We start from the raw sequence: 24,220 nt of genomic DNA, 5'->3' as shown, positions 1-24,220 counted from the left end.
GGCCCGGACTGGCCGGAAACCGCGCGTTACGCGACGATGATGTCGTCGCCGAGCCCGGACTCGTCGCTTTCGTCGTCGGCTTCTTCCTCGGCACTCTTAGCGCCTTCGCCTTCGTGATTCGCCTGCGCGGCGGCCGCCTCGACGTCCGACTGGGCGGCTTCGCTGGCCCCCGGTTCGGGTGTCAGCATCTCGGTCGATTCCTCGGACTCGGAGAGGTCGGGGGCGACGCCTCTCGGGTCCGCTTCCAGTTCGGCTTCGAGAATGCGAACACGCTCTTTGGTCTCGACGAGTTCCTCGGTGAGACCGCGAACGGTCGATTCGAGTTCGTTGACGGTGGCCTCGAGTTCCTCCACCCGGTTCTTCGGCATACCTACATCGCGTGCGGCCGGAACCATAAACCTGCGTCAGACACCTGCACGCTTCCTGACATTCGTCCGACGTGACGCCGCCCTCAGATGGCCGTCTCGTACCAGACCGACATCTCGTCGCCGTACCCGACTCGTGCCCGGGCGCGGATGTCCTCGGGGACGCTCGGATACGCTGCCACGTCGGTGAACAGCAGTTGCAGTGTGAGGCGCTTTCGCTCGCCCGACAACCGGACCGTCCGGGATTCGCGGGCCTCCGTATCGTCGACCGCCACCTCACCCTCGACCGTCAGCTCGGTCGGCTCGGCCCGGTCGACGTACACCTCGACCGCGAGGGTGACGTTCCCGCCGTCGGGCTGGGCCCCGATACTCGTCACCAGCAGGTCGTCCGGGCCCTGGGTCGGCGGCTGAGAGTCTCCGAACTCCAGACACCCGGACAGCGCGACACACGACCCGAGGCCCGACGCCCGACGGAGGAATCGACGACGGTTCATTAGGTATCGAAAGTTCGCCGAGACGGGTGAAAAAGCCGCGCCTCGGGTCGAGGTTCGAGTCGAATCCCGAGTGGTCGGATTTCGGGTGTCCCGTCTGTCCGAAACAACCCGTTCCGGCGCGCGCTGGCGAGCGTGCTGAATAGCGCGGTTCGAAGCAACGCGAGAACCGCGAGGCGAACGGGGAGGAACGACCCGTGAGCCAGTGAAGCCGGGAGCCAGCATCGCGCGAGGGTTGAGTACCGGAACGGAGCGAAACGCAGTGAAGCGAAGTGAGGAACGGAATCGGCTGGGGAGGGAGTGGTGCGGGGCGGTGCTGCGCGGTGCGGTGGTTGTCCCATTTCCATCGGCGCGAGTGAACTGCTCGTCGTCACAGAGCACCCCCGGCACATCGCAACCAACCACCCCCGGCACATCGCAACCAACCACAGAGACCACAACAGCCGAGAACCGAACCCGTCACGCTTTAACCACCCCACACCGAATCCACGGCCAATGACTGCGCAGGCTGTGCAGCCGGACGAACTCGCGGCCGTCATCGGGCTGGAGGTCCACGTCCAGCTGGAGACGGCGACGAAGATCTTCTGTGGCTGTCCGACGGAACCGACGGAAGAACCGAACACGAACGTCTGTCCCGTCTGCCTCGGTCTGCCCGGGTCCCTGCCCGTCCTCAACGAGGGGGCCGTCGAGGCCGCCGTGAAGGTCGGCAAGGCCATCGACGCGGACATCCCCGAGGAGACCCGCTTCCACCGGAAGAACTACTACTACCCCGACCTGCCGAAGAACTTCCAGATCACCCAGTACGACGAGCCCATCTGCCAGGACGGCACGCTGGAGATCTCCGTGGAGGGCGAGCGCAAGGACATCCGCATCCGCCGCGCCCACCTCGAGGAGGACCCCGGCAGCCTCCAGCACGTCGGCGGCGACATCGACAGCGCGGAGTACACCCTCGTGAACTACAACCGCGCCGGTACGCCCCTGATGGAGATCGTCACGGAGCCGGACTTCCGCAGCCCCCAGGAAGCCCGGACCTTCCTCGCGAAGCTCACCGAAGTCCTCGAATACCTCGGCGTGTTCGACAGCCAGCGCGACGGCAGCCTGCGCGTCGACGCGAACCTCTCCATCGTCCCGGCCGACGAGATCGCCGAGGACGGCAGCATCTCCGAGGAAGTGCTCGAAGACGCGAACCGCACCGAGGTCAAGAACATCTCCAGCCACAAGGGCGCAGAGAAGGCACTGGCCTACGAGCGCAACCGCCAGAAGAACCTGGTCCAGCGCGGGAAGGCGGTCGCCCAGGAGACCCGCCACTTCAACGAGACCCACGGCTCCACCGTCTCCATGCGCTCGAAGGAGGAGGAGAAGGATTACCGCTACTTCGAAGAGGCCGACCTCCCGCCGCTGCAGGTCTCGGACTGGAAAGAGCGCATCCCGATTCCGGAACTCCCCGACGCCCGCCGCGAGCGCTTCATGGCGGAGTACGACCTCGACCGCGAGTCCGCCTCGAAACTCACGAGCACGAAGCAGGTCGCGGACTTCTACGAGGACGTCGCCGAGCAGTTCGACCCCGACCTCGCCGCGACGTGGGTCGCCGACAACCTGCTGGGCGAACTCAACTACCGCGACATGGAGATTACCGACGTGGCCCACCGCCTCGACGAGTTCACCCGGCTGGTCGAACTCGTCGCCGAGGACGAGATTACCACGAAGAACGCCGAGGAAATCGTGCTGCGTGGGATGCTCGACGACGGCGACGCACCGGACGACATCGTCGACCGCGAGGGCCTCGGCAAGACCGGCGAGGACGAGGTCGCCACCGCGGTGCAGGAGGCCATCGACGAGAACCCCGAGGCCGTCTCTGACTACTACGACGGCGAAGGCGGCGCACTCAACTTCCTCGTCGGCCAGGTCATGCAGAAGACGCAGGGCTCTGCTGACCCGGGCACCGTGAACGAGAAGCTGCGGGCCGCGCTGGACGAGTAACACCGACTGGAACGCCAGTTCCTTCTAGGCCGTCGCGGCAGGGGCGTTCGACGTCTCAAAAAAGCGCCAGAAAACCCCGGCGAGGAAGTAGAGTGGCAAGTCACGCACGACTGCGAGGGAAAAGAACACGACGATTTCGAGTCCCCCCACCAGCGTTTCCCGAACTCGTCTGGATGAATATCGCCGCCACGAACCACAACGTCAGGGCCTGATAGATTTCTGCCCGATTTTTTCGTTCCCTGGTGGCGGTTCAGAGTGTAAACCGGTTCTGGTCGGTTCTCACAGGGAGTAGCGTCGGAACCGATAGATCTGGTTGCTCCGAATCGGGATGCAGGTACCTCGACAGGATGGCGTCGTGGGTGGGCCGCTGACCCCGTTTTCCTCGCAACCCGACCAGTAGCCCACCCTGACTGTCCCCCTCGCCAACTGCTTTCGGTTGGCCGACACGTTAATCACACTACACCTCAATCAGAGAGTCATGCCGACCGGCAGGCAGAGCCCCATCAGGGTTCTCCACGTCGACGACGACGAGGGGTTCCTGTCGCTCACCAGACGAACGCTCACACGCGAGTTCGACCACGTAACGGTCCAGTCGAGGACCGACCCGACCGAGGCACTGACCGAACTCGGCGACGTCGACTGCGTGGTCAGCGACTACCGCATGCCGGCGATGGACGGCCTGGAACTGTTCGAGGCGGTCCGCGAGCGTGACCCCGGCCTCCCGTTCGTCCTCTTCACCGGCCAGGGGTCGGAGGACGTCGCCAGCGAGGCACTCTCCGCTGGCGTGACGGATTACGTCCGAAAGGGCGCCAGTGTGGACCAGTTCGAACTCCTCGTGAACCGGGTCGAGCAGGCGGTGGCGGCCGCCGAGCGGGAACGCGAACTCCGGCAAGAACGAGAACGCTTCGCTGCGCTGTTCGACAACATCCCGGAACCGACCGTCGCCTACGAACTGCGAGACGGTGGCGAGCCGTACGTGACCGACGTGAATCCGGCGTTCGAGCGGGTGTTTGGCTACCCCGCTTCGGAGATTCGTGGCGAGGCGCTGGACTCGTTCATCGTGCCCCCCGACCGTGCCGACGAAGCCGCCAGCCTGAACGACCAGGTCGCTCGTGGGGACCCACTCGACGAGGAAGTCACACGACTGACAGCCGACGGCGAACGCCAGTTCCTCCTGCGTGACGTCCCGAACGAGTGCGAGAGCGGCACACGGTACGGCTACGCCATCTACACCGACATCACGGAACAGCGCGAACGGGAACGGGCACTCGAAGCGAGTCGGGCGCGACTCGAACGGCAGAACGAGCGCCTGGAGGCGTTCGCGGGCGTCGTGAGCCACGACCTGCGGAATCCGCTGTCGGTCGCGACCAGCCACGCCGACCTGCTCGCGGAGACGGGCGAGGTCGAACGCATCGAACACGTTCGAGACGCCCTCGCTCGGATGGACGAACTCGTCCAGGACCTCCTCGCGCTGGCCCAGCACGGGACCGCGGTCCAGCAACTGGGCCTGCACGACGTGCGGTCGCTGGCGGTCCAGGCGTGGAGTACCGTGGAGACACCGAACGCGGAACTGAGTGTCGAAGCGAACGGTGCCATCCGGGCCGACGAGGGGCGCGTACAGCAGTTGCTGGAGAACCTGTTCCGGAACGCGGTCGAGCACGGGTCGACGGACGGCTCGCCGCTCACGGTCCGCATCGGTTTCTGCGGCGACGACTGCTTCTTCGTCGCGGACGACGGCCGGGGCATCCCCCCCGAGGACCGCGACGAGGTGTTCGACCACGGCGTCTCGACCCGCCCGGACGGCTCCGGCTTCGGCCTCGCCATCGTCGAGTCCATCGCCGACGCCCACGACTGGACGGTCGAGGTCGGCGAGGGGGAGGATGGCGGGGCCCGCTTCGAGATTCGTGGCGTCGACCTGGTCCGGGAGCGGTGACGGTCGCTCCGACGGCCGTGACCTGACAGCTCACCCACCTCTCGCGCCCGCACTCCCTCGCGCGCAGCCGCGCCTTGCCCCGGCGCAGTCTATCGGTTTTCGCCCCCGAAACCTTTAGAACGGCCTCCGACCTATCCACCGCCAATGACCGACCGGAGAGCCGGGGGTGACCCATGGAACTGATAATCACAGAGAAGGACAACGCGGCACGACGCATCGCCGACATCCTGAGCGGCGAGTCCGCCAGTGCCGAGCGCGAGAACGGCGTGAACGTGTACAAGTGGGGTGGCAAGCGCTGCGTGGGGCTGTCTGGCCACGTCGTCGGCGTGGACTTCCCGCCGGAGTACAACGACTGGCGCGACGTCGAACCGCACGAACTCATCGACGCGAGCATCCAGAAGACGCCGACGAAGGAGAACATCGTCGCGACGCTACGACTGCTCTCGCGCAAGGCCGACCGCGTCACCATCGCCACCGACTACGACCGCGAGGGTGAACTCATCGGGAAGGAGGCGTACGAACTCGTCCGCGAGGTGAACGACGACGTGCCCATCGACCGGGTGCGCTTCTCCTCGATTACCCAGCGCGAGGTGACGGAGGCGTTCGACAACCCGGACGACCTCGACTTCGACCTCGCGGCGGCGGGCGAGGCCCGCCAGATTATCGACCTCGTGTGGGGGGCCGCCCTGACTCGCTATCTCTCGCTCGCCGCCCGCCAGCTCGGTGACGACTTCATCTCGGTCGGGCGCGTGCAGTCGCCGACCCTGAAACTCATCGTCGACCGCGAGCGCGAAATCGAGGCGTTCGACCCCGAAGACTACTGGGAGATGTTCGCGGACCTCCAGAAGGACTCGGAGTCCTTCGAGGCGCAGTACTACTACCTCGACGAGGACGACAACGAGGCCGAGCGCGTCTGGGACGAGGAGACCGCCGAATCGGTGTACGCGGCGCTTTCGGACGCGAGTGCGGCGACCGTCTTCGACGTGGACCGGCGCACCCGGACCGACACGCCCCCGGCCCCGTTCAACACCACGCAGTTCATCCGCGCGGCGAGTTCGCTGGGCTACTCGGCCAAGCGCGCCATGAGCATCGCCGAGGACCTCTACACCGCCGGGTTCATCACGTACCCGCGGACGGACAACACGGTGTACCCGGACGACCTCGACCCCGAGGAACTGCTCGACGACTTCGTCGGCCACTCCGAACTGGGGGAGTCCGCGGAGGACCTGCTCGACCTCGACGATATCGAGCCGACCCGCGGCGACAAGGAGACGACCGACCACCCGCCCATCCATCCGACCGGCGAGATTCCGGTCCGCGGCAGCGACGTGGACGACGACGAGTGGGAGGTGTACGAACTCGTGGTCCGGCGCTTCTATGCGACCTGTGCCGAGCCCGCGAAGTGGGAGCACCTCAAGGTCGTCGCCGAAATCGGCGAGCACCTGCTCAAGGCCAACGGCAAGCGCCTCGTCGACCCCGGCTACCACGCCGTCTACCCGTACTACAACACCTCCGAGAACCACGTGCCGGACGTGAGTGTGGGTGAGGAACTGGCCGTCGAGGAGGTCCGTCTGGAGGCAAAGCAGACCCAGCCACCGCGGCGCTACGGCCAGTCGCGGCTCATCGAGACGATGGAGAAGATGGGCATCGGGACGAAGGCGACCCGCCACGAGACCTTAGAGAAGCTGTACGACCGGGGCTACGTCGAGAGCGACCCGCCGCGGCCGACCCAGCTCGCGAAGGCGGTGGTCGAGGCCGCGGAGAACTACGCCGACCACATCGTCAGCGAGGAGATGACGGCCCAGCTCGAGAAGGACATGGACCGCATCGCGGCCGGAGAGGTCAGCCTGGAGGACGTGACCGGCGAGTCCCGCGAGATGCTCGAACAGGTGTTCGCGGCACTCCGGGACTCTCGCGAGGAGATCGGTGACCACCTCCAGAAGAGCCTGAAGGCCGACAAACAGCTCGGTCCCTGCCCCGAGTGTGGGAACCAGCTCCTGGTCCGGCGCTCGCGGCGCGGCTCGTACTTCGTCGGCTGTGACGGCTACCCGGACTGTGAGTTCACGCTCCCGCTCCCCTCGACGGGCAAGCCACTCATCATGGACGAGACGTGCGAGGACCACGAGATGCACGAGGTGAAGATGCTCGCGGGTCGCCAGACGTTCGTCCACGGCTGCCCGATGTGCAAGGCCGACGCCGCCGGCGAAGGCCCCGCCGTGGGGCCGTGTCCCGACTGCGGAGAAGAACACGAGGGTGAGTTGCGGGTGAAGACGTTGCGAAACGGCTCGCGGCTCGTCGGCTGCTCGCGCTACCCCGACTGCGACTACTCGGTGCCCCTGCCGCGACGCGGGAACATCGTGGTCATCGAGGACGAGGTGTGTGACGAACACGACGCGTTCTCCATCCACGTCGAGTACGAGGATTCGGACCGCGACCCGTGGGAACTCGGCTGTCCCATCTGCAACTACCGCGAGTACCAGGCCAGAGAGAGCGACTCGGGGACCGACCTCGAAGCGCTGGAGGGCATCGGCACCAAGACCGCCGAGAAACTCAAAGAGGCCGGCATCGAGAGCGTCGACGACCTGAAGGAGGCCGACCCGGACGAGGTCGCCGGGTCGGTCCAGGGCGTCAGTGCGGACCGCGTGCGGAGCTGGCAGGCGAAGGCCTGAACCAGCTCAGAAACTCGTTTCTGCTGATTCGTTGTCCGGAATGCCGAACGAGGCCGTGAGTGGACCCTGTTCGATTCGGACGAACGGGTCGACGACCGCGAAGCCGGCGGCGTCGTCTGGGACCGTCGGCCGGTCGCCCACCGCCACCCGGAGGTCGCCGTCGTAGGTGTCACCGACCACGTAGCAGTACATCGTCTGCCCCGGTTCGACCGGCTCCGACAGCGTCACGTTCCCGAGTTCCTGCGAGTACAGCGAGAGGGTGACGTTCGTGCCGGCTTCGAGCGCCACGTCGCCGGTGTTCTCCGCGACCAGCAGGCGCTCGGTCCCGGTCTGGTCGGCCGGTTCTGCCAATGACAGCGAGAGTTGGGGGACTTCGCCGAGCCACGCGGGGCGCTCGACCGGCCCCACGTCCTGGTCGAGGGCGAAGTCGGCTTCCAGTGTCGGGACGTCCTCGTCGTCCCCGTGCAGCGCGAGGTCCATCGACGTGACCGTCCCCTCGGGCGTGACCAGCACCGTCCCGTCCATGCCGGCGAACTCGGAGCCGCCGAAGAACTGCCACAGCTGGAACCCGGACACGTCCTCGTCGCTCACGCCGGTCGCGCGCAACCGGACGTGGGTCTGCCCGTCGCGCTCGACCGTCCCGTCGACGGCGAACTCGCCGTACTCCAGCAAAACGTTCGGGTAGCCTTCGGCGAACCCGAGCAGGTAGAGCGGCCCGACCCCCGCGATGCCGGCGTGAGAGTAGTACTCCCGACGCGGTGCCGACGTGTTCCAGACCGCACTCACGTTCCCGTCGTCGGCCATCCAGGCGTGACTGACGGTCTCCTCGCTGTCGAAGGCGGCCCGGGCGCGCGGGCCGTCGCTGTGGAGGCGAATCACACGCTCGCCGCCCGAGCGGTTCGTGAACGTCAGGACGTGCCGGTAGCCGTCCTCGTCGTTCACGTTCTCGATGTGGGCCCGCCAGAGCGCCGGCACGTCGGCGAGGCCGGAAGCGTTCACGCCCGGCGGAAGCAGGTCGGCCGAGACGGCAGGTGCCGTCGTGGTCCGGGTCTGGTCGGTCGTCGTGGTCTCGGTCTGCGTGGCCGTGCCCGTCGAGGGAGCCGTCGCGGTGTCCGGCGTGGTCGCCGTCTCGACGGTGGTCCCCGTCGTCGCGTCGGCCTGGGTCGACCCCGGTGCGGAGGTCGTGGTGTTACAGCCCGCGAGCACGAGGAGAGCGGCGAGCAGGATGGCCGTCGTCGTCTGTCGCATGGCCCGAACCTCAGGGCAGGTGGACAAAAATGTTCCTGTGGCGACCAGTCAGGCGTCTGCGACTGCGGCTTCCACGATTCCAATCTCCTCGTCGGTCAGCCCGTACAGGTCGTAGACTATCTGGTCTAGCAGGTCGTCCGTCTGCTCGATCTTCTCGTCCAGTTCGTCGGCGCGTTCTTTGGCTTCCAGGTACGCCTCGAACTCGTCGCCGACGTCGTCGAGAGCCGGAACCCGGATGTCCAGCAACCGGTCGGTCGGCGAGATGGTCTTGCCGGCCTCTCGTCGGAACCCGCTCACTGATTCGCGAGTGTCGACTGCCTCCCTGACGGCCGCGGTGACGAGTTCCGCGAGGCGGTCGTCACAGGCGAAGCGGACGGCCGGGCGCGGGTCCGTCTCGGTGAATCCCCAGCGGTCGGTGTCGGTGCTGGAATCTGCGGGTCGAAACCGGGCCGTCGCGTGGAGTTCCACGCCGTCGGCCGTCCGCTCGACGGCGACGCGACCGATGCGAAGGCCGTCGTACCTCTTCGTGGTCGCGCCCAGCGGCCCCGTGGCGATGGCGACCGCGCCGCGCTCGCGGAGCGACCGGCCGGTGGTTCCGGCCACGTCGACCGACAGGTCGAGGTCTACGTCCCGGTGTGCCCGGCGGGCAGCGCGGGCCTCCCGGGCCAGCGATTCGAGACGGTCGACGGCGGCCGGGGCGGGGTCGGCCGGGAGCGGAACCTCGCCGAGGAACATCGGCTTACAGCGGAGGTAGCCGCCGCTGACGTGGCTGCCGCCGTACACCTGCCGGAAGTACCAGTCGACGGGGGTCGCGTTCAGGAGCGCGAGCAGCGCCCACGTCGAGTACGGCGACTCGGCGCGAGGTCGGACGACGTAACACGAGTTCAGGACGTAGAGTCCGTGGTCGTCGTAGCCCGCCTCGGGCCCTTCGCTCACGTCCGGCACGAGCAGTTTTTCGTCCTCGAAGAGGGCCGGTTCGCGCAAGTCCGCGTACTCCCCGGCATCGCGGTCGACGAGGCCGTGGTCGTACCGGACGAATCGGCCACCCCAGTCGACGAGGTACGGCGAGACGGCGTCGCCACCGACGACAGGTCGGGTGTCCGGCCCCGGGTCGTCGACGAGCAGTTTCTCGCGGACGTTCCCGGTGTGGATTCCCTCGGTGATGGTCGCGTGGTCGCCGACGCGTTCCCCAGCCGCGGAGAGTCGCCCGACCAGCCCGGCGGCGTCCCCCGAGAGGTCCATCGGGACGACCCGGTCGCCCAGTCGGTCCACGACGGCCCGCGGGACCGAGACGCGCTCGGCGGCGGCGATGGCGGCCGGGTCGGACGGGTCGGTCGGGTGCGCGACGGTGACAGCGTCCGTCGGCCCGGCGTCGGCCGCGAACCGCAGGACGAGTGGATAGACGTTCGCGTCGGGGAACACGTCGAGCGAGGAGAGGTCGACGAGTTCGGTGAGGCGGTGACGGTCGAGCAACTGGTCGCGCATGGGCCGGCCGTACCGGGTGGTCGTCCACTTGTTCGGGACGACCAGCGCGACGTGGCGGGCGAGGGCCCCGGCTCGTTCGACGAACGGGATGTAGAGGTCGAACGCGCCCGTCACGGTGTCGTACTGCTTGCGGAGGTACGCCTTCAGGTCGTCGTCGAGGTGTCGACTTCGGACGTACGGCGGGTTGCCGATTGCCGCGTCGAACCGCCCGCCTTCACCACCGCCACCACGCGAGTCGGTCCCCAGGACGCCCGGGAAGGCGTCGGGCCAGTCGAGAGCGGGCCGGTCGGGGAGCGGTTCGACCCGGTCGCCCGCCGGGCCCACACCGACGAGCGAGTCCCCGACGGCGAGGTTGTCTCGAAGCCCGGCGAGGGCGGCCGGCGCCGGGTCGATTGCGAGCCAGCAGACGAGGACCGCCAGGTCCACCGCGCGGGCGTCGAGGTCGACGCCGTAGACCGTATTCGCGACCAGCGAGTCCACGAGGTCTGGGGGGTCGTCGTGCTCCGGGGCGAGTCGGTCCCGGAGCGCACACACCGCACCGACGAGGAACCGGCCACAGCCCATCGCGGGGTCGAGTATCGCGAGGTCGGTCGGGTCGCACTCGCCAGCCGCGACCGCGTCCACGAGTGGCGCGACCGTCTCGTCGACCACGTACTCGACCACCGGCAGCGGCGTGTAGTACGCTCCGGCGGCCTTGCGGCGCTCGGCGAGGACCGCCTCGTGGACCGTCCCGACGTGTCGCGGGTCGATGGCCGTGAAGTCCCTGGGTTCGTCGGTGTCCCCGACGGTCCGGAGCGCCCGCGCCGCTCTCGCAAGCACCGCGTCCGGCGGCCAGCCGTCCAGCGGGAGCGGGTCGGTCGGAACCCGGGACTCGACCGCCTCCCACGCCACCGCGAGTCGGTGACCCAGTCCGGCTGGGCGGTCCCAGCCGACCTCGACCGGTAGTCGGTCCCGCGACTCGGCGAAACAGCAGACGAGAACCCGCGAGAGGGTCACGTCGCCGACGGTTCCTGCCGGGAGTCGTGCCCGTGCCGCGAGGGCATCCGTGCGCAATCGCGCGACGGGACCGGGCGCGGGGACCATGTCTCGGGTACACAGACGGTCGCTGGCGACGTTAAACTCGGGGTCGCACTTTTCGAAGGGATTTTAGCCGGCCACGAGGTTCCTCCCGGTATGAGCCGACCGTGGGAGGACTGGAATCACATCCTCAAACTCGACCCCGACAAGGAGCTGCCCGACGGGGTCACCTACGAGGACGTGTGTGCGACAGGCACCGACGCCATCGAAATCGGTGGAACACTCGGAATGACCGAAGAGAAGGTCGCAGCAGTCATCGACGCCTGCGCCGAGTACGACGTCCCGCTGTACCAGGAACCGAGCATGCCGAACGTCGTCGTCGACTCCGACGACCTCGAGGGCTACCTCGTCCCGACCGTGTTCAACGCCGGCGACGTGTTCTGGGTGACTGGCGCACACAAGGAGTGGCTCCGCATCGACGACTTCGACTGGGACAAGACCACGACCGAGGCCTACATCGTCCTCAACGACGAGGCCAGCGTCGCGGAGTACACCGAGGCAGAATGTGACCTGCGCGCCGACGACGTGGCCGCCTACGCCGAAATCGCAGAGCGCATGTTCGGCCAGGAGATCGTCTACATCGAGTACTCGGGCACGTTCGGTGACACCGAGAAGGTCGCCGCGGCGGCCGACGCGCTCGACGACGCGACCCTGTTCTACGGCGGCGGCATCCACGACTACGAGTCGGCCAACACGATGGCCGAACACGCAGACGTGGTGGTCGTCGGCGACCTCGTCCACGACGACGGCGTCGACGCCGTCATCGAGACGGTCGAAGGCGCGAACGACGCGTAACGCGACTCCGTATACGACCCCCGTGCGACACGACGGAATCTAGACCGTTCGCCCAAAAATACCACTCAGTAATGACACGATCGACGATATTCGCCGACGAGGCCCCTGTTATACGACGGTAACGACTGGTTCTGGCCGTGCAACTTATCTATCAGTATCGCTCTCTGTGACACGTATGACCGTCCATGCCGAGTTTGCTATCGAAACGACAGAACTGGGCATGGGCGAGACACTCGCGGCGTTCCCGGACGCGGCCCTCGACGTGGCACAGGTCGCACGGACGCCACAGGGGACGCTCAAACTCGACTTCTGGCTCACGGGCGTCGAAGCCGACGTGTTCCAGACGACACTCGACGAGGATACGAGCGTCGAATCGACGCGGGTCGTCTGTGGAGACGGTGCGCGGACCCTCTTTACGACCGTCCTCACCGAGGAGCGGTTGCGAGCGCTGTACGACGCGCTGGTCCTGTTCGACGGCCAGTTACTCACGGCCCACTGCAGGAACGGCCAGTGGAACGCGAGCTTCAGGTTCCCCGACCGGGGCAGTCTCACGACGTTCGAGTCGGAACTGTCCGACGCGGGACTCTCGGTGACCGTCACAGCCATCGAGAGCGAGAACGGGACCTGCGGCCCAGAACGCGACGAACCGCTCACAGACGAACAACAGGAGGCGCTCCGGGTCGCACTCGATGCGGGATACTTCGCCGTCCCGCGGCAGGCGAACCTCGGCGACGTCGCAACGGAACTCGAGATCTCGTCGCAGGCCGCCTCGGAGCGACTGCGCCGCGGACTGGTCCAGCTCGTCGAGAGTCAGGTCGAGTGACCTCGGCAGCCACTGAAAACGCTTTCGGAGGCGTGCTCGCACGAAACGAAGTCCTTTAAGATACAGCCTCCGGAATCAGGCGGTATGGAGAACAGAACGTACACTGCGGACGTGGAACCCGGAACGACGGCGACGGTCGCCGGCTGGGTCCACGAAACCCGCGACCTCGGTGGTATCGCCTTCGTCATCGTCCGAGACAAGACAGGCAAGCTCCAGGTCAAACTGGAGAAAGACGAGATGGACGAGGAACTGGTGGAGACCGGCCTCGACGCCTCCCGCGAGTCCGTCGTGCAGGTCACCGGCTCCGTCAAGGAGGAACCGCGCGCGCCGACCGGCTTCGAACTGGTCCCCGAGTCGTTCGAGGTCGTCGCCCCGGCCGACCCGCAGCTTCCACTCGACCCCTCCGGCAAGGTCGACGCCGAGCTCCCGACCCGCCTCGACAACCGTACCCTCGACCTCCGCAAGCCCGACGTGAAGGCCATCTTCGAGATTCGCTCGGAGGTCCTGCGCGCGGTCCGTGAGCACTTCCGCGACGTCGGCTGCACCGAGATCAACACGCCGAAGATCGTCGCCACCGGGACCGAGGGCGGCACCGAACTCTTCCCCATCTCGTACTTCGGTGAGGAGGCCTTCATGAACCAGTCGCCGCAGCTGTTCAAGCAGCTCATGGCCGGCTCCGGGCTGGAGAAGGTGTTCGAAATCGGCCCCATCTTCCGCGCCGAGGAACACAACACGCCCCGTCACCTGAACGAGGCGACCTCCATCGACTTCGAGGGCGCGTTCCACGACCACCACGACGCGATGGACGTGGTCGAGGGCGTCGTCAAGGCCGCCTACGAGGCCGTCTCCGAGAACTGCCAGGAGCAGCTCGAACTGCTCGACCTCGAGGACGAGTTCGACCTGCCCGAGGGCGACTTCCCGCGGCTCACCTACGAGGAGGCCATCGAGCGCGTCAACGCGACCGGCGAACTCGACGAGATGCTCGTCTACGGTGACGACCTCTCGACGGAAGCCGAGCGTGCGCTCGGCGAGGACGTCGGCGAGCACTACTTCATCACGAACTGGCCCAGCGAAATCAAGCCGTTCTACATCAAGGACCTCGACGACGACCCCGAGACCTCGACCGGCTTCGACCTCATGCACCCGCGCATGGAACTCGTCTCCGGTGGCCAGCGCGAACACCGCTACGAGCAACTCGTCGCCGGCTTCGAACAGCAGGGTCTGAACCCCGACGAGTTCGAGTACTACACGAAGATGTTCAAGTACGGCATGCCGCCGCACGCCGGGTGGGGCCTGGGTGGCGAGCGTCTCGTCATGACGATGCTCGGGCTCGACAACATTCGGGAGGCTGTGCTGTTCCCGCGAGACAGGCAGCGCCTCAGCCCGTAGGCTGAGTCGCAACCCTGTCGAGAGGGAATAACGAGCAAATCTTCGATTTGCGAGTGAATTCCCGCGGGATCGCCAACGTCTGAGCCCGTAAGCGCTCAGCAGAACCGTCGATTCCTTTCTTCGCCGTCGCTACAGCAGATAGACAGCCGCCGTCACCGCGCCCACACCGACGGCGCTCGACCCGACCAGCGTCTTCACCTGCCTGACGACGGTCGCCTGGTCCGAACCCTCGTCTGCGGCGACCCAGTTGGCGCTGTTGTACGCCATGAGGGCGAGTGCGACCGTGACGATGCCGCCGACGACCAGGGCGAGGAGGCTGCCGACGAGTGCTTCGACGCCGACCAGCACGCCGCCCAGGACGGCGACCAGCGCGGCGGTCGCCGCGCCGGTGACGGTGACCGTCGTCAGCGTCCCACCGGGACCACCCTCGGTCCCGACGACCAGCCGGGAGCCACCGGCGAGCACGCCAGCCAGCAGGGCGGCGACCGCGATGCCCGTCACCTGTGAGAGTGCCATACCCACCCCTCTCGGTCGGCCGATTTCAATCGTGCGGTCCCCGACCACGGCGAACACGAGATGATAACGATTTAACGGCCGCGTCGCCCACTCTCGGGGTATGACCGACGAGGCGCGTGCGTTCGTCCCGGGGCACATCACCGGGTTCTTCAGCGCGCATCCGAACGCGGACGACCCGACGAAGGCCGGGTCACGCGGGGCCGGCCTCACCCTCACGGACGGCGTCGAGGTGACGGTACGGCCGAGCACAGAGCAGGTGGTGACGTTGAACGGCGACCCCATCGAGGTGGAGTCCGTCGAGACGGTCCTCCGGACGCTCGACGCCGGAGCCACCGTCGAAGCCGAGACGCCCCTGCCCCTGGGCGCGGGCTTCGGCGTCTCCGGCGCGATGGCACTCGGGACTGCGCTGGCCACGAACAAGGTGTTCGACCGGAAGCTCTCCGAGAACGAGCTGGTGACCATCGCCCACGGCGCGGAGGTACAGGCCGGGACCGGCCTCGGCGACGTGGTCGCACAGGCCCGCGGCGGCATCCCCATCCGACTGGAACCGGGCGGGCCACAGCACAACCTGCTCGACGCCATCCCGGCGCGGGCACGGGTGGAGTACTGCAACATCGGCCAGCTCTCGACGGCCGAGGTGCTCTCGGGCGACACCGACCAGCTCTCCGAGGCGGGCAAGCGTGCCCTCTCGCGGGTCGTAAAGGAGCCGACGCTGGCGAGCTTCATCTTCGCGTCGCGCCGGTTCGCACGCGAGGCCGAGTTACTGACGCCCGAAGTGACGGCGGTCATCCAGGACGTCATCGACGCGGGTGGACAGGCGTCGATGGCGATGCTCGGCGAGACGGTGTTCGCACTCGGGACTGGTCTGACAGATGCGGGCTACGACGCGTCGGTGTGTGCGACCCATCCGGCCGGTGCGATGCTGAAGTGAGATTTTCAGCCTGCTGAAAGCTTATTCCGGTTCACCGCCGTTCTCCTGTCATGTACGACCGACGGACGGTTCTCGCGACCAGCGGTGCCCTCCTCACCGGTATCGCGGGTTGCCTCTCCACGGACGACGACCCGGGGACCGGGTCCGGAACGCCGACGGATGCGCCGACCGAACGACCCGAGAGCGAGACGGCGACCGACGACCAGACCACCGGTGAATCGACGACCGAGGAAGACGCGAGGGAACCGCCCACGTGGGAGCACCAGTGGTACGAGGGCTGGGACTACGACAACGCGCTCGGCGTCGACCCGTACGAGGGGACGGCGTACGTCACCCTGAGCGACGAGGGCGACGGGTACTCCGCGACTGTCGCTGTCGACCCGGCCGACGGAACGACGCTGTGGCAGACCGAACACGAGGGCGAGGCCGTCGGCCGGTCCTACGTGATGCACAACGAGGGCGACGACCAGTGGGGCGTCACCGTCACCGGGGACACGGTGTTCAGCGTGAACGGGCTGTCCGACCAGTTCGAGTGGACGACGCTGCACGCGATGAACCGCGAGACGGGTGAACGCCGGTGGACGCTCCGGCGCGAGCGACTGCTGGGCGTGGTCGGCGTGACCGACGGGACGGTGTTCGTGCTCGCGACCGACTTCTTCGAGCCGGAACACTCCCACGACGAACCGGACCCGCGTCCGACGAGCGTGCTCGCCGTGGACGCCACCACCGGCGACGTGCGGTGGGAGCAGACCGTCACGGCGGCCGAAGCGGACGCCGCGGCCGACGCCGAGGGCGTCTACTTCGTCGCGGACGACCGACTGCTGGTGTTCGGCCACGACGGGACGAAACGCGCCGAGCGGGCGCTCGCGACGACCGGCGGCGAACTCGCCGTCGCCGACGGCGGCCGGTACCTGTTCGAACGTGGCGAGACCGTGGCTCGCGTGTCCGGGGTCGCACCGGACGGGAGCGAACGCTGGGCGCGCGAGGCAGACTCGCACCACCATCTCGCCGTGGGCGACGTGCTCTACCTCGACCGGCCGACGGTGAGCGCGGTCGGTGCCGACGGGTCCATCCACTGGCAGGCCGAGTTCCGCGGCGGTGACTTCCTGGCGGGTCCCGACGGGGACCGGCTGTACGCCCGGGCGGGTCGGCACGCGGACGCCGTCACGGCCTTCGCGGCCGCCGACGGCACGCCACAGTGGACGTTCGACCCGCCGTACGACAACGCCTGGCCGGCGGCCGCCACGGCCGGGACCGCCGTCGTCGAGGCCCTGGCCGGACACGGCTACTCGCTGTACGCCGTCGACGCCGGCACTGGCGACCTGCTGGCACGGCTCGAGGGCGTCCAGTCGTTCGCCATCGAGGGCGTGGGTGACCGGGTGCTCGTCGCCGACGGGTCCGGCGGCCTCAGGGCCCTGCCCGCCCGTCCCTGAGTTTCACTGGCGTCCTCGTTTCGACCGACACAGCCCGTCTCGACGACCTCCGTACGGGTCGGCCGACATCGCCCCGGACGAGTCGACAGACGTGTTTCTCTGCCGTCAGGACCGCCGAAGAAAAATTGGCTTTTTATTTTCATAATTTGGTTGATTATACATAATCGGCCGACGGGTCGGCCACAACGGTTAATACATAGACTGGGTTGTACGTTTTATTTTCCTAAAATTAGCCGTGGGTGTCGTTGAAGGATTTATTATAAATGGGGGATAGATTCGCGTGTGGGCATGTCGACTCATATCGAAGTGCGGAACAAGCTGTTCGGGTTGTACGAACAATACGTGGGTGAGCCAGAGTCTGCTCGCGAGGTCTACGGCTACTGGCTGTTCATCGCAGGCTATCTCATCGGGTTCGGTGGTATCCTCTTCTACCTGCTCGGGCCAGGATTGATGGCCGGTGAGCAGTTCGGCCTGCAAGAGATCGCCTGGTCTATCGCGGCCGTCGGGCTCTCACTCGGGCTGTTCGGTATCGTGTTGCTGCTACCGGTACGCAGGCGGGCGATACAGGCCTCGGTGGTGGGACTCGCCATCGCGTTCGTGGGCGTGATACTGTTCACCACCGTCTACCCCGAGTACTGGGGGCCGGACGGCATCAGCGACCGCAGTCCGATGGTCATCGTGACGTACCTGACGGGCAACGCGATACTGGCGGGCGTGACCGCGCTGGTTCCGGTGTTGACGGGCCGCAAGGGCTTCCTCGTCGAAGAGGAGGGCTACGGCGACCAGCCCCCCGTGATGGTCGGGGAGGCGATGCGGGGCGCGCTCTTTGCAGTGTTCCGCAACGCGACCGACGACTGGACCTGGCGTATCATCCAGCAGGACGCACTGGCCAGCAGTGAGGCGACGGCCGCGACCCGGCCCGACGCCGAGGCGGCCATCGACGGCGTGAAGACACAGATAGACGAGGCCGGTCTGCTGGAGATTACGACGGCTGCGTTCCGACTGTACGAGAACGACGATGGCGAGTGGCGCTGGGTACTCATGCGTGACGACGGGAGCGTCGTCGCCGAGGGCACGGACCTCTACCCGAATCGCGACACGACCGAGGAGTCGGTCAGTTTCGTCAAGGAGGCCGGTGCCGGTGCCGACATCCTCGACATCGACGGGGCCGCGTTCAACTACACCGAGCGCGACAACCGCTGGACGTGGCAGTTGCTCGACGCGGACCGGAACGCCCTCGCGAACGGGGTCGGCGACTTCCCGGACCACGACGGCGCAGAGAGCGCCGCGATGCGTATGGCCGAGGAGTTCGGCGACGCCCGCGCGCTCGCCGTCGAGTCCATCGGTGTCGAACTCGCCAACGAGGACGGCCTGTGGGACTGGCGGTTCGTCGACGGCGACGACGACCTGCTGGCGACCAGTACGGCCGACTTCGACACGCGGCGGCAGGCCGAGTCCGCCGTCGAGGACGTGCTCCCGGCGGTCGGTGACTCTTCCGTGACCGTCGCCGGAACGCCGACCTACGAACTCCACGAGACCGACGAGGGCTGGCGCTGGCGGCTGGTCGACGCGACCGAGAGCGTCGTCGCCCGGAGTCACGACGCGTACGACGACCGCGGCGCGACCGAGCGCTCGACCGGCGACGTCGCCCGGAACGTCTCCACGGCCGACCTCGTCGACATCGACGGGGCCGAGTACGAGGTGTACCCCGGCGATTCGACCGAGGAGGCCTGGCACTGGCGGCTCGTCACCGAGGACCGGACCGTCCTCGCGGACTCGACGTTCGACCACATGTCCGAGAACGCCGCCACCGAGGCCATCCATCGGGTTCGTGAGCAGGCCGCAGAGGCAGACCTCATCGAGTTCGAGAACGCCGCCTTCCAGGTGTACGAGGCGGACGACGGTGAGTGGCGCTGGCGGCTCATCGACGAGGACGGCGGCGTGATGGCCGACTCCGGCGCGGAACACGACTCCCGTTCGGAGGCGACGGAGGCCATGATGACGCTGAAGCAGAAGGCACCCGACGCCGAGATGCTGGAGATCGACACCGCCGCGTTCGAACTGTTCCGCAACGACGACGACATGTGGGGCTGGCGGCTCATCGACGAAGCCGGCCACATGGTCGCCGAGGGGCCGAAGCTCCACGACACCCGTGGCGGCGCGCGCACCTACCTCTCACAGCTGAAGGACAACCTCGACGCCGACGTGCGGACGATGTCGGATGCCATCTTCCAGGCGTACACGGCAGACGGTGACTGGCGCTGGCGGTTCGTCCTCACGGACGGCAGAGTCGTCGCCGACGGCGAGTCGGAACACGCCACGCGCGACGACCTGAAACAGACGGTCGAACGCATCCGCACTGTCGCTTCGGAGGCAGACTCCTACGCAATCGGGCAGTTCGTCGTCCAGCTCGTCGGCGAGGACGACGACTGGCGCTGGCGGCTGCTCGACCGCGACCGCGACACCGTCGCCGAGGGCGCCCGTGCCTACGAGACCGAACAGGCCGTCAAAGACGTGGTCATGACCATCCAGAACCACGCGGCCGATGCGCCCGTCTTCTCCATCGAGTCGGCGGTCATCTGGCTCACCCGGGAGGACTCTGGCTGGCGCTGGACCCTCAGCGACGAGGACCGCGAGGTGCTCGCACAGGGGACGAACTTCTTCGGGCGCAAGAGCGACCTGGAAGACCACGTCGAGGACCTCCGTCGGCTCGCTCCGCAGGCTGGTCGCGTCGACTTCGGGGACGCCTCCTACGAGTTGTTCCGTGAGGGCGACAGCTGGTACTGGCAGCTGCTCGACTCGTCCCAGCAGGTCGTCTCGACCGGCGCTGGCGCGTTCGAAAGCCGCGACGAAGCACGGGAGACAGTCGAGAGCGTGCGCGACCTCGTCAGCGCGGCGAGCGTCATCGAAATCGACGACGCCGCTTTCGAACTGCACATGCAGGACGGCGGCTGGATCTGGCGGCTCGTCGACGAGGGCGGCGAGTCCCTCGCCGAGAGCATCGAACCGCACGAGACCCGCAGCGAGGCCCGCGAGCAGATGAACCTCGTGAAGGAGCACGCCCCCGAGGGCTGGGTCTCCTTTACGGAGTAAGTCGGCACGGCACGCCGCAGGTTCAGGAACTATTTTTTCGTCCGTCACGTATCGCGCAGCATGAGCGACCACGTCGAGGTACCGGAGAGCCATCCGCGGTACCTCTCGTTGCTGACGCGACACCGCATCGAGGCGGGCGTCGACAAGGGCATCACGAGCAAGCAGGGACTCATCGCCGAGGGGCGCGGCGAGGCGTTCGACTACCTGCTGGGCGAGGAGACCATCGAGAGCGCCGACGCCGCCGAGCGCGCCGCCGCCGCCCACCTCCTGCTCGCCGAGCACCCGGTGCTCTCGGTGAACGGGAACGTCGCCGCGCTCTGTCCCGAAGAGATAGTCGAACTGGCCGAAGTGACGGGTGCAGACATCGAGGTGAACCTGTTCAACCGCACCCCGGAACGGATGCAGGCTATCGCCGACCACCTGCGCGAGCACGGTGCCGAGGACGTAAAGGGCCTGACGGCGGACGCCAGCATCCCCGGCCTCGAACACGAGCGCGGCAAGGTGGATGCCGATGGCATCTACGACGCCGACGTGGTGCTGGTCCCGCTCGAAGACGGCGACCGCGCCGAGGCGCTGGCCGAGATGGGCAAGACCGAGATCGTCATCGACCTCAACCCCGGGTCGCGTTCGCCCCGGATGGCTGCCGTCCCGGTCGTCGACAACATCATGCGGGCGATTCCGAACATCACCGCACACGCTCGCGACCTCGCGGATGCGAGCGAGGATGAACTGCGAGACATCGTCGAATCCTTCGACCGCGAGGCGGCGCTGGACGAAGCAGAGAAGGCGATTCGGAACGGGCGTTTCGACTGACGTTTCCCATAGGGTGGGGGAGCCCGAACCGACCGATAGCCGAGTGACACATTCCCCATCGTTGTTGTGGAAATTGTATTACTGCTGTATCGCACTCAGCGGCGGGTTTTATCAGTTGTTAACTATAATTTTCCTCCATGGACTCCGTCGAAGCGATTTTGATGTACGAAGAGGACAAAAGAAAGCCGCTTGACAGCAGTCGCGAACGCACATTCCACCGTGGCTGGGAGGACGCTCTGGAAGATGGACCATACGGCGAGGGAACGTTCGAGTCGCTAAGCTGGCAAAACCTTGGCAACCGTCTCGGCTGTTTGTTCGGTGACGTGCCGGACGAAATGCGGGACGAACTAATGTTCTGGGCAGAGCGCCAGCGCCGACTCGATTGAGTTCCGGTCAATCTTCCGTTCTCTTCTATCGCTGGCTGGGGAGGATGTCGACCCAGACAGAGACTGTTGACAGCACACACTCTCAACCCAGGATATCTACCCCCAAAAGAGGCATTGATACCAACACCCGCCCAGTTTCGGCGAACGTTCTTGTCCTCCGAGTGCCAACCATTCCCATGGTCCGATACACGGCTGGCAACGACCACGGCGCGGCGGTGCTCTCACGCGCCGGCTACGAAGTGGATGCCGACGATGGGCCGCCCCTCGCAACGCCGACGACCGTCAGCACCCAGTTCTACCGAACCGACCGACCGGTGGTCGTCGAATCACTCGCACCCGAGGAGGTCGGTGCGAAAACGCTGGTGCCCCGCTTTGCGAACGCACTCGCCGGGGACCAGAACGTCCTGTTCGTCGTCCCGAACGAATCGAACGTCGGGGCGGCACTGCACGTCCTCGACAGGCCCTACTGTGTCGCGAACGAGACCGAGACCCGGTGTCGGACGTTCTTCAACGGGCCGGACCGCGTCCCACTGTCGAACGGCCGCTACGCGCTCGCGCGGGCCGACGAGTACGTCTGGCGGGAAGTCGACCCCCGAGAGTCCGAACTCGACGGCAGAACCGGCTCCGACCGCAAGGAGGTCGTCCTGACTGGCGACGGCGAGACCGTCGCGCTGTTCACCGACGTCGACGGGCTCTCGTGTCCGTCGCCCTCCGCGTTCCCGTTCTCCTACGGGCGCGGCCACGACAAGCAGTTCCACGTCCACGACCGTGACGGCCGCGAGGTCGGCCGGTTCGGGACTATCCGGGCGATGCGCGAGCAGGGATACGAACCCGTCCCGATGCCGCTCGTCCCCGAGCACCTGTTCGAGCGTGGCTCGCTGGCCGGCTCCTGGGCGGTCGTCGCCGAGGACTCGTTCCGCGTGCACACCACCGACGGCTCACACACCGTGTAGATGGCGGTGACACTGCCAGAGTCACGACTCGACGGTGAGTGGCGACTCGTCGAGCAGGTGACCGAGACCGTGTTCAAACTGCCGACGGCGGAGGTCGTCGGGGACACCCACCTGTACGAGGATGGGCACCTTCGTGACTCGGTTCGAGAGGCGACCGACGGGACGCACGACCTGCCGTGGCGGTTCTTCTTCTCGACGGACCTGACGTTCAGGCCACCGCTGTCGCCCGGGTTCGGGACCGCGTCGGTGTTCCCGACGGTCGTCTCGTCGGCCCGCCGGGAGTTCGCGGACGACCTGCGAGAGCGCGGGTTTACCGAGGTCGAGCGCCAGCGAAGCGAACGCATGCGGCTGTCGAGCGGGAGCCGCGCACGCCTCAACCGGTACACCGCGCACTACCCACTGACGGACACGGCGATCCACGTCGAGGGCTGGCTGGCGGTGTGGGCCGACAGCGGGTCGTTCGCGCTGGCTGGGGGTGTGTACCCGGTCGAGGGACTGGAGGATGTGGCACCGTCGGTGGTGTCGTCCCCCGGTTCGTACCGAAGCGAACTGCTCGACATGATACAGTCGGTCGGCTGACCAGGGTCAGAGCCAGCCCCGGTGCCAGTCGCCGGGGTCCACGTACAGTCCGAGGACGACCAGCGGGAGCAACAGCACGAGCGTCCCCACGAACACGCCGACCAGCACCAGCGCGAACCTCCCGCCCTGTGGGCCGACGCGAGCCACTCTGAGCGCGACGTACCCGACGGCTGCGCCACAGAGGCCGACGGCGAGGCCCACGAGCACGAGTCGCCACCGGACGAGCCTGTCGCTGACCATACCGTCGCGTCGATTCTCTGTCGCTTCGTTCTTTCGGCAGTCCGACCGAAACAGCTATTAAACACTTGGTGGTACCACTAGGTAGTATGCGAGACTTCGACCAGTTCAGCGACGTCGGCGAAGCGGACGTGACACGAGCCATCGGCCAGGAGTGGAGCGAGGAGTTCCTCGAATACTCGGACACCGAGGTCATCATCGTCGGCGGTGGACCCTCCGGCCTGATGGCCGCGAAAGAACTCGCCGACCGCGATGTCGAGGTGATGGTCGTCGAAAAGAACAACTACCTCGGCGGCGGCTTCTGGCTCGGCGGCTTCCTGATGAACAAGGTGACGGTGCGCGACCCCGCCCAGAAGGTCTTCGACGACCTCGAGGTACCCTACCGCGAGGCCCGCGACACCGAGGACCTGTTCGTGGCGAACGGCCCGCACGCCTGCTCCGCGCTCATCAAGGCGGCCTGTGACGCCGGCGCGAAGATGCAGAACATGACCGAGTTCACGGACATCGTCGTCCGCGAGGACCACCGCGTCTCCGGCATCGTGATGAACTACACACCGGTCCACGCGCTGCCCCGCGAGATCACCTGCGTCGATCCGGTCGCCGTCGAGGCCGACCTCGTCATCGACTCGACGGGTCACGACGCGATGGCCATCAACAAGCTCGACGAGCGGGGCGTGCTGGATGCGCCGGGTATCGAGGCCGCCAGGGAGCGCGGGACGGTCATGGACCAGACCGGCGACGACAGCTACGGCGCACCCGGCCACGACTCGCCCGGCCACGACTCGATGTGGGTCGGCCGCAGCGAGGACGAAGTCGTCGAACACACCGGCCTCGTTCACGACGGCCTCGTCGCCAGCGGGATGGCGGTCGCGACGGCCTACGGCCTGCCGCGGATGGGCCCGACCTTCGGGGCCATGCTCGTCTCGGGGAAGAAGGCCGCACAGGTCGCCCTCGACGAACTCAGCGTCGAGGCCGAGCCGGTGTCGCTCTCGGCGACGACGCCCGCGCCTGCTGACGACTGAGT

General features: G+C 67.0%; 20 protein-coding genes. 14 read left to right on the top strand and 6 right to left on the bottom strand.

The window, feature by feature from the left end:
• Positions 1 to 26 precede the first annotated feature (26 nt).
• Entirely contained in the window at positions 27 to 368 is a 342-nt protein-coding gene (locus ACSC1R_RS09330) for a DUF7518 family protein (RefSeq protein ID WP_439025474.1), read from the bottom strand.
• 83 nt (positions 369 to 451) lie between these two features.
• Positions 452 to 859, bottom strand: a complete 408-nt coding sequence (locus ACSC1R_RS09325) for a hypothetical protein (RefSeq protein ID WP_439025473.1) — start codon at positions 857 to 859, stop codon at positions 452 to 454.
• A 492-nt stretch (positions 860 to 1,351) separates the two neighbouring features.
• Between ACSC1R_RS09325 and gatB the strand changes: the two genes are divergently transcribed.
• The 3 genes from gatB (at position 1,352) to ACSC1R_RS09310 (ending at position 7,438) form a co-directional block, all read left to right on the top strand.
• Positions 1,352 to 2,836, top strand: a complete 1,485-nt coding sequence (gene gatB, locus ACSC1R_RS09320) for an Asp-tRNA(Asn)/Glu-tRNA(Gln) amidotransferase subunit GatB (RefSeq protein ID WP_439025472.1) — start codon at positions 1,352 to 1,354, stop codon at positions 2,834 to 2,836.
• Positions 2,837 to 3,314: 478 nt separating this feature from the next.
• On the top strand, positions 3,315 to 4,769 hold the full coding sequence (locus ACSC1R_RS09315; protein WP_439025471.1) for an ATP-binding protein: 1,455 nt from the start codon (positions 3,315 to 3,317) through the stop codon (positions 4,767 to 4,769).
• Between the two features lie 173 nt (positions 4,770 to 4,942).
• Positions 4,943 to 7,438, top strand: a complete 2,496-nt coding sequence (locus tag ACSC1R_RS09310; protein WP_439025470.1) for a DNA topoisomerase I — start codon at positions 4,943 to 4,945, stop codon at positions 7,436 to 7,438.
• Between the two features lie 6 nt (positions 7,439 to 7,444).
• Here the strand turns inward: ACSC1R_RS09310 and ACSC1R_RS09305 are convergent, their stop codons facing one another.
• Both ACSC1R_RS09305 and ACSC1R_RS09300 read right to left on the bottom strand, forming a co-directional pair.
• The gene (locus ACSC1R_RS09305; RefSeq protein WP_439025469.1) at positions 7,445 to 8,686 is read right to left on the bottom strand and encodes a hypothetical protein; all 1,242 of its coding nucleotides are present in this window, start codon (positions 8,684 to 8,686) and stop codon (positions 7,445 to 7,447) included.
• A 48-nt stretch (positions 8,687 to 8,734) separates the two neighbouring features.
• Complete coding sequence (locus ACSC1R_RS09300) at positions 8,735 to 11,254, bottom strand: Eco57I restriction-modification methylase domain-containing protein (RefSeq protein ID WP_439025468.1); 2,520 nt, start codon at positions 11,252 to 11,254, stop codon at positions 8,735 to 8,737.
• Between the two features lie 90 nt (positions 11,255 to 11,344).
• On the opposite strand from ACSC1R_RS09300, the gene ACSC1R_RS09295 reads away from it, so the two are divergent.
• From ACSC1R_RS09295 to aspS, 3 genes are all read left to right on the top strand, one after another.
• Positions 11,345 to 12,043 (top strand): phosphoglycerol geranylgeranyltransferase, encoded by a 699-nt coding sequence (locus tag ACSC1R_RS09295; protein WP_439025467.1) that lies wholly within the window; start codon positions 11,345 to 11,347, stop codon positions 12,041 to 12,043.
• Between the two features lie 175 nt (positions 12,044 to 12,218).
• Positions 12,219 to 12,866, top strand: a complete 648-nt coding sequence (locus tag ACSC1R_RS09290) for a helix-turn-helix domain-containing protein (RefSeq protein WP_439025466.1) — start codon at positions 12,219 to 12,221, stop codon at positions 12,864 to 12,866.
• Positions 12,867 to 12,950: 84 nt separating this feature from the next.
• Positions 12,951 to 14,255 carry an aspartate--tRNA(Asn) ligase gene (aspS, locus tag ACSC1R_RS09285; RefSeq protein WP_439025465.1) on the top strand — a complete coding sequence of 435 codons (1,305 nt, stop codon included), beginning with the start codon at positions 12,951 to 12,953 and terminating at the stop codon, positions 14,253 to 14,255.
• A 129-nt stretch (positions 14,256 to 14,384) separates the two neighbouring features.
• Here aspS and ACSC1R_RS09280 read toward each other — a convergent pair whose 3' ends face one another.
• Entirely contained in the window at positions 14,385 to 14,771 is a 387-nt protein-coding gene (locus ACSC1R_RS09280; RefSeq protein ID WP_439025464.1) for a hypothetical protein, read from the bottom strand.
• Positions 14,772 to 14,871: 100 nt separating this feature from the next.
• Here ACSC1R_RS09280 and ACSC1R_RS09275 point away from each other — a divergent pair, with 100 nt between their 5' ends.
• From ACSC1R_RS09275 to ACSC1R_RS09245, 7 genes are all read left to right on the top strand, one after another.
• A complete protein-coding gene (locus ACSC1R_RS09275; RefSeq protein ID WP_439025463.1) occupies positions 14,872 to 15,702 on the top strand; it encodes a pantoate kinase in 831 nt (276 codons plus the stop codon).
• A gap of 50 nt (positions 15,703 to 15,752) precedes the next feature.
• Positions 15,753 to 17,135 carry an outer membrane protein assembly factor BamB family protein gene (locus ACSC1R_RS09270; RefSeq protein ID WP_439025462.1) on the top strand — a complete coding sequence of 461 codons (1,383 nt, stop codon included), beginning with the start codon at positions 15,753 to 15,755 and terminating at the stop codon, positions 17,133 to 17,135.
• A 288-nt stretch (positions 17,136 to 17,423) separates the two neighbouring features.
• The gene (locus tag ACSC1R_RS09265; protein WP_439025461.1) at positions 17,424 to 20,228 is read left to right on the top strand and encodes a DUF1508 domain-containing protein; all 2,805 of its coding nucleotides are present in this window, start codon (positions 17,424 to 17,426) and stop codon (positions 20,226 to 20,228) included.
• A 60-nt stretch (positions 20,229 to 20,288) separates the two neighbouring features.
• Positions 20,289 to 21,041 carry a 4-phosphopantoate--beta-alanine ligase gene (locus ACSC1R_RS09260; RefSeq protein ID WP_439025460.1) on the top strand — a complete coding sequence of 251 codons (753 nt, stop codon included), beginning with the start codon at positions 20,289 to 20,291 and terminating at the stop codon, positions 21,039 to 21,041.
• A gap of 137 nt (positions 21,042 to 21,178) precedes the next feature.
• Positions 21,179 to 21,427, top strand: coding sequence for a hypothetical protein (locus ACSC1R_RS09255; RefSeq protein WP_439025459.1), 249 nt, complete (start codon positions 21,179 to 21,181; stop codon positions 21,425 to 21,427).
• Between the two features lie 176 nt (positions 21,428 to 21,603).
• The gene (locus tag ACSC1R_RS09250; RefSeq protein WP_439025458.1) at positions 21,604 to 22,380 is read left to right on the top strand and encodes a hypothetical protein; all 777 of its coding nucleotides are present in this window, start codon (positions 21,604 to 21,606) and stop codon (positions 22,378 to 22,380) included.
• A gap of 6 nt (positions 22,381 to 22,386) precedes the next feature.
• Positions 22,387 to 22,959 carry a hypothetical protein gene (locus ACSC1R_RS09245; protein WP_439025457.1) on the top strand — a complete coding sequence of 191 codons (573 nt, stop codon included), beginning with the start codon at positions 22,387 to 22,389 and terminating at the stop codon, positions 22,957 to 22,959.
• 6 nt (positions 22,960 to 22,965) lie between these two features.
• Here ACSC1R_RS09245 and ACSC1R_RS09240 read toward each other — a convergent pair whose 3' ends face one another.
• Positions 22,966 to 23,199 carry a hypothetical protein gene (locus tag ACSC1R_RS09240; protein WP_439025456.1) on the bottom strand — a complete coding sequence of 78 codons (234 nt, stop codon included), beginning with the start codon at positions 23,197 to 23,199 and terminating at the stop codon, positions 22,966 to 22,968.
• A gap of 86 nt (positions 23,200 to 23,285) precedes the next feature.
• Between ACSC1R_RS09240 and ACSC1R_RS09235 the strand changes: the two genes are divergently transcribed.
• A complete protein-coding gene (locus ACSC1R_RS09235; RefSeq protein ID WP_439025455.1) occupies positions 23,286 to 24,218 on the top strand; it encodes a sulfide-dependent adenosine diphosphate thiazole synthase in 933 nt (310 codons plus the stop codon).
• Positions 24,219 to 24,220 lie beyond the last annotated feature (2 nt).

Source organism: Haloarchaeobius ordinarius, from assembly GCF_051801355.1.
GTDB lineage: Archaea > Halobacteriota > Halobacteria > Halobacteriales > Natrialbaceae > Haloarchaeobius.
The sequence above is the reverse complement of the archived record's forward strand: the minus strand, read 5'-3'. Positions and strand labels throughout refer to the sequence as shown.